4 protein-coding genes and 1 pseudogene are annotated in these 5,284 nt (G+C 64.2%); 4 read left to right on the forward strand and 1 reads right to left on the reverse strand.

Translation table 11 applies throughout. The annotated features are described in order from the left end of the window. The coding region (locus PMI02_RS14085) for a molybdopterin dinucleotide binding domain-containing protein (protein ID WP_007683818.1) at positions 1-705 on the forward strand (705 nt) is incomplete at its 5' end. Positions 706-730: 25 nt separating this feature from the next. Here the strand turns inward: PMI02_RS14085 and bla are convergent. Continuing rightward, on the reverse strand, positions 731-1,612 hold the full coding sequence (gene bla, locus PMI02_RS14090; RefSeq protein ID WP_369751233.1) for a subclass B3 metallo-beta-lactamase: 882 nt from the start codon (positions 1,610-1,612) through the stop codon (positions 731-733). Positions 1,613-1,753: 141 nt separating this feature from the next. On the opposite strand from bla, the gene PMI02_RS14095 reads away from it, so the two are divergent. The 3 genes and pseudogenes from PMI02_RS14095 to PMI02_RS14105 form a co-directional block, all read left to right on the forward strand. After that, entirely contained in the window at positions 1,754-2,644 is an 891-nt protein-coding gene (locus tag PMI02_RS14095) for a LysR family transcriptional regulator (protein ID WP_007683822.1), read from the forward strand. A gap of 162 nt (positions 2,645-2,806) precedes the next feature. After that, positions 2,807-4,786, forward strand: a complete 1,980-nt coding sequence (locus PMI02_RS14100; protein WP_238539076.1) for a TonB-dependent receptor plug domain-containing protein — start codon at positions 2,807-2,809, stop codon at positions 4,784-4,786. Between the two features lie 12 nt (positions 4,787-4,798). After that, positions 4,799-5,284: pseudogene (locus PMI02_RS14105) on the forward strand (hypothetical protein); the annotation flags it as partial.

Below are 5,284 nucleotides of genomic sequence, written 5' to 3' on the forward strand. Positions count from 1 at the left end.
GGCTCGATCGGCCGCCGCGAGCCGGCCTCGCCGCACCTGAAGTCGGAACTGGCGATCGTCGCCGGGATCGCCAAAGCGACCTTGCCCGCCCACCCGCTCTGGCGCTGGGACGACTGGACGGCCGACTACGGCGCCGTGCGCGATCTCATCGCCCGCACCTACCCCGACCAGTTCCACGACATGAGCGCGCGGATGAATCAGCCCGGCGGGTTCTATCGCGGCAACCCTGCGCACGAACGCGAATGGAAGACCGAGAGCGGCAAGGCGGAGTTCACCGTCCCGGCCGTCCTCAACTCCAACGGACTGACGGAGGAGCCCGGCAGATATACGCTGGTGACGCTACGGTCGAACGATCAGTTCAACACCACGATCTACGGCCACTCAGACCGCCTTCGCGGGCTGGAAGGCAGCCGCATGATCGTATTGATGAGCCCCGTGGACATGGACGAGGCGGGCCTTTCGGAAGGCCAGCCCGTTACCCTCGCAACCGACAGTGGTGACGGTTTGCGCCGGGAGGTGGCGGGCCTCGCGGTGACGCCTTACGATCTGCCGCGTAGGTGCCTTGCGGGGTACTTCCCCGAACTCAATGCGCTGATCCCGCTCAGCCACTACGATCAGTTGTCAAAGACGCCGGCGGCTAAGGGTATCCCGGTCCGCATCGAGCCCGGCCGAGGAAAGGCATCCCCGAATTCACCCATCGGTTAGGCAATGAAAGCCGAGCGGGGCGCACCTACTGCCCTGCCTCCTTCCTGTCATTCGCAAGCCGCGCCGCAAGCAGTCCTCGCGACCTCTGCACATAAGTCCGGCAAGCTCCGCGCTTGTCGTTGTATCGCCCCTCGCCCGCATTGTCAGGGTGCGGAGAGATCAGAATATCGCACGGCAGCGCATCCAGAAGCTTGTAGCTTGCTTGGAACCCTTTGACGATCGCAGCGCTTGACGGGGCCGTGTAGCGATAGCTGTCGGCGGACACCGGATTGAGGCTCGACGCGAAGACGATCGCCTTGCAGAACTTCGGCTCGCAGGCCCGCCAGCTCCAGCTCATGCTGCCCATCGTGTGCCCTGGCGTCGCGTGCGCGGTTATCGCCGTGTCGCCGAGCTTTATCACTTCGCCGTCCTTCACTACCCGTATCTGCGTCACGCGAGGCCAGCTGCCGCCGTAATCGAGCTGCGGATCGTCCTGCTCGAGTGCTCCGGCCCGCAGGCCGTCAGCCCCGCGGGCGCTTGCGAGCACCGTCGCGCCGGTATCGCGCACCAGCGCCGCCAGCCCACCACTGTGGTCATAGTGCGGCTCGGTGCTCAGAATAAATTTGATGTCTTTAGGGTCAAATCCCAGCTTTCGAACATTGTCCAGGATCGCTGGTGCCGCCTGCGGCAGGGCGCCATCAACCAGCACGAGGCCCGCGCCTGTATCGATCAGTGCGACGCTCAGACCGCCAAATCCTACCAGATAGCTGCGTCCGAAAATCCTCTCCGGCGGCAAAGGTGCGAGCCACTTCCTGGCTCTTCCCAGCTCCATAGGTCGGGTCAAAGGGTCTTCCTCGCTCGGTGCCGGGCCGCGCGCCGCTCCTGCGACCACGGGTTCATGCGCTTGCTGCGTACTGGCTCCGAGCATGCTGCTCACGCTTGCAAGCCACGCTGCCATTGTCATCCATCTGATCATTCTCGTCCCCTTCCCTTACGGGATGCCAGGGGGACGACTGCACGACAAAGCATGATTTCTCGACAGAGCCATGAGAATATTTGAGGGTAAGCGATGGACCGCGCCCAACTCCCGCTCAACGCTCTTCGTGCTTTCGAGGCAGCCGCACGCCATCTCAATTTCACGCGTGCGGCGATCGAACTTTGCGTCAGTCAGGGCGCGGTCAGCCATCAGGTCGCGCAGCTTGAACGGCGCTTGGGCACCCGCCTCTTCCATCGCCTGCCGCGCGGCCTCGCTCTCACCGACGAGGGGCGCGTGCTCGTCCCGGTGCTCGCCGAGATGTTCGACCGCGTGGCCTCGACGCTCGACCAATACGGCGAAGGGCGCTTCCGCGAACCTCTGAAGGTCGGCGTGGTCGGCACCTTTGCCGCCGGCTGGCTGCTCCCGCGTCTGGACAACTTCGCCCGTGCCAATCCATCGATCGACCTGCGTATCTCTACGAACAACAACCGTGTCGACCTGACGGCCGAAGCACTTGATTTCGCGATCCGCTTCGGTGACGGCGCATGGCACGGGACACATGCCGAGCCGCTGCTTGCGGCCCCGATGACGCCCGTCTGCACCCCCGCCATTGCCGCGCTTCTACAGTCCCCCGTGGACCTCGTCCGCGAACGGCTGCTGCGGTCGTACCGCGCAGATGAATGGGCACTGTGGTTCGACGCCGCAGGCGTGCCCACCCCCATTCTCCGCGGCCCCATTTTCGACAGTTCGGCGTTGATGGCATCGGCCGCCGCCGCCGGTCTCGGCGTCGCGCTTGTGCCGACCGCGATGTTCAGCCGCGAACTCGCGTCGGAACTGCTCGTCCAACCCTTCGCAATCGAGATCGATGTCGGCCGCTACTGGCTCACTCGCCTGAAATCGCGTCCGGAAACTGCCGCCATGAGGCACTTTCGCAACTGGCTGACGGAAGAGATCGAAAACGCCTTCTTCCAAGCCTCGCCATAAGTGAAAAGCGGCCGATTTTCGGCAAAGGCATGATCGACCATGCTGGCCCGCCACGACTTTTCACAAAAAGAAACTTTACCTTCTCCCGACGTGGCGTATCAGCCGCTTCGTTAATGCAAGCGATTCGCATTAGCGAAAGGGGAATTTGACATGTTTTGTAACTTGGCCGTCCGCGCACTTGGCGGCGTGTCCGCCTTCACCCTTTTTGCGGCCGCGCCGGCCTATGCCCAGGATGCGGAGGCTGGTGACAACGCTCACGCGGGGGACTTTCTCGGTACTATCGATATCGGCGAAAGCACCCGCACCGTGCGTACCGACACCGCCACCCCCGTCACCGTGATCGACCGCAAGGAGATCGAGGACCGCCAAGCGTCCACTATCGCCGAATTGCTCGACTCGGTCCCCGGCGTCACGCTCATCAACGGATCGACGCCGATCGGCTCGGGCATCAACATCCGCGGTTTCGGCGCCAACGGTACCTACGGGACCGACCAGAAGGTCGCATTCGTGGTCGATGGGGCGACGACCGGCTCGGAAGAAATCTACCGTGTCGGCACGCAGCTCTTCACCGACCCGCTGCTGTATAAACGGGCGGAAGTGATCCGCGGCACCGTTGGCAGCTTCGAGTGGGGCTCGGGGATCATCGGCGGCGTGGTGCTCTTGGAGACGAACGACGCAGCCGACATCCTGCGCGGCCAGCCCGGCTTGGCCGTGAGCCAGACGCTGTCGGGACAGACCAACAAGGACGGCTTCGCCACCTCAACCACGGTCGCGGCGATGCCGACCGAGCAGTTCGAGTTCATGGCCAATTACACGTGGCGGACGCAGGGCACGCAGGAGGACGGGCACGGCAACCCGATCGAGAACAGCGCATTCGATCTGCCGAGCTTCCTGGTGAAGGGTGCGGTCCACTTCGGCGCCGACAACGCCCACACCATCGAGGCGAGCTTCAATCAGACCACCACCAGCGACCGCGATGTCCCTTACGACAGCTTCAGCACGACCGGTGGCATCTTCGGCAACGTGGACCGCGACACCAAGAGCCAGGTTCTGACCGTCAGCTACAACTACGATCCGGTCGACACCGATGCGATCAACCTCTCGCTGCTCTATACTTACGCGAACCAGGAGATCGAGCAGACCGCGGTCGGGCGCCCGATCTCGGGGGTGGTCGATGCAGACCACCGGTACGAGACATCGAAGATCACGCTTAAGAATGCTGGCCTTTTCACTACAGGTCCGCTGCGCCACAACCTGCACTTCGGCGTCGAATACATCCAGAGGAAGCGGCTCGACGCGAGCAGCGCGCCCGGCGGCGTGGACAATCGGATGGCGGCCTTTGCGGTCGACGACATCACGCTGTTCCGCGGCTTCACCCTGAGCCCGGCGATCCGCTGGGAAACCTCGAACATCAAGGCCACCGTCGATTCCGGCGCGCGCGTCAGCTACAACAACGAAGCCTGGATGGGCGGCGTCTCCGCCCGGTATGAACTGCCCTTCGGCCTTGCCGCGTTCGGCAGCTGGGCGCGCACCCGCAACCTGCCGATCATCGACGATCTGGACAACACCACCTACATGAACCAGCCGGAAAAGAGCCGGACGTGGGAAGCGGGCGGATCGTTCAACCACGTCGGCCTGCTTGGCCGCGGTGACAGACTGGCGGTCAAGGTCAACTACTACGACACCGAACTGACCGACAACACGGCCTATTCCGGCGTCCGCGAAATATATCTCGACGGTTTCGAGGTCGAGGCATCATACGCTACTGCTGGGGGCCTCTACTTCGACTTCAACGCCACCATTCCCGACGGCCAGCGCCTGCGCACGACCGGCGTCATCGACGACTGGACCAACCTTCCGCAGAAGACCTACATGCTTTCGGCGGGTAAGCGCTTCGGGCAAGTCTTCGACGTCCGATGGGAAGCAACTCTTGCTGAGGACCTCGACATCAACGGCACGCAGCACGAAGGCTTCGACGTGCACACCCTGCGCGCCACGATCACGCCCTCGGGCGGAATCCTCGACGACCTCGCCCTGCGCCTGAGCGTCGAGAACATCTTCGACAGCTACTACCAGTCGGCTCTGTCGACGCGGCCCGCTACGGGCCGCAACTTCAAGGTCGCGATCTCCAAGCTGTTCTGAAGGAGCGATGAGGTGGTCACGGCAAGCTTCACCGGCCGGGAAGGCTTCGCGCAGGCGTTCCAGCCAAGGCTCAACCTTGGCGCCATGACCGCCTCCATGGCGGCCCATGCTATCGTGGTTGCGCTGCTGGTGATCACCTGGCGAGAGGAGACGTTGATGGAGGGCGGGACGCCAAGCGCCCTCGTCAGCATCGACCTGGCGGCTCAGGAGGGCGGGCCGGGGCCGAGGACGATGGCTCCGGTCGAGGCACACCAAGCCCCGCCAACTCCGACGCCAATCGAGGCACAAGATCGCCCCGAGACCGTCAGCCCGCGCCCTTTACCCTCGCGGGTAGCCAGCCCGCCCGCCGAAACCATGCGTGCCGAGCGGGCGGGCGGCGGTGAGGGTCGCACCGGGTCAGGCGCTGGCGGCGTCTCCACGCGGCCCATGGTTGTGACGCCGGTTTCGGCACGGGCATTTGCGCCCCCGTCGGCACCCTCACCCGCCGTTGTGGCGGGG

The sequence above is a fragment of the Novosphingobium sp. AP12 genome, assembly GCF_000281975.1.
Taxonomy (GTDB): Bacteria; Pseudomonadota; Alphaproteobacteria; order Sphingomonadales; family Sphingomonadaceae; genus Novosphingobium.

Excerpts from the sequence above, each read along its gene's own strand:
- bla (WP_369751233.1), bottom strand. The coding sequence starts at position 1,612 with ATGCTCGGAGCCAGTACGCAGCAAGCGCATGAACCCGTGGTCGCAGGA.
- PMI02_RS14095 (WP_007683822.1), top strand. The coding sequence starts at position 1,754 with ATGGACCGCGCCCAACTCCCGCTCAACGCTCTTCGTGCTTTCGAGGCA.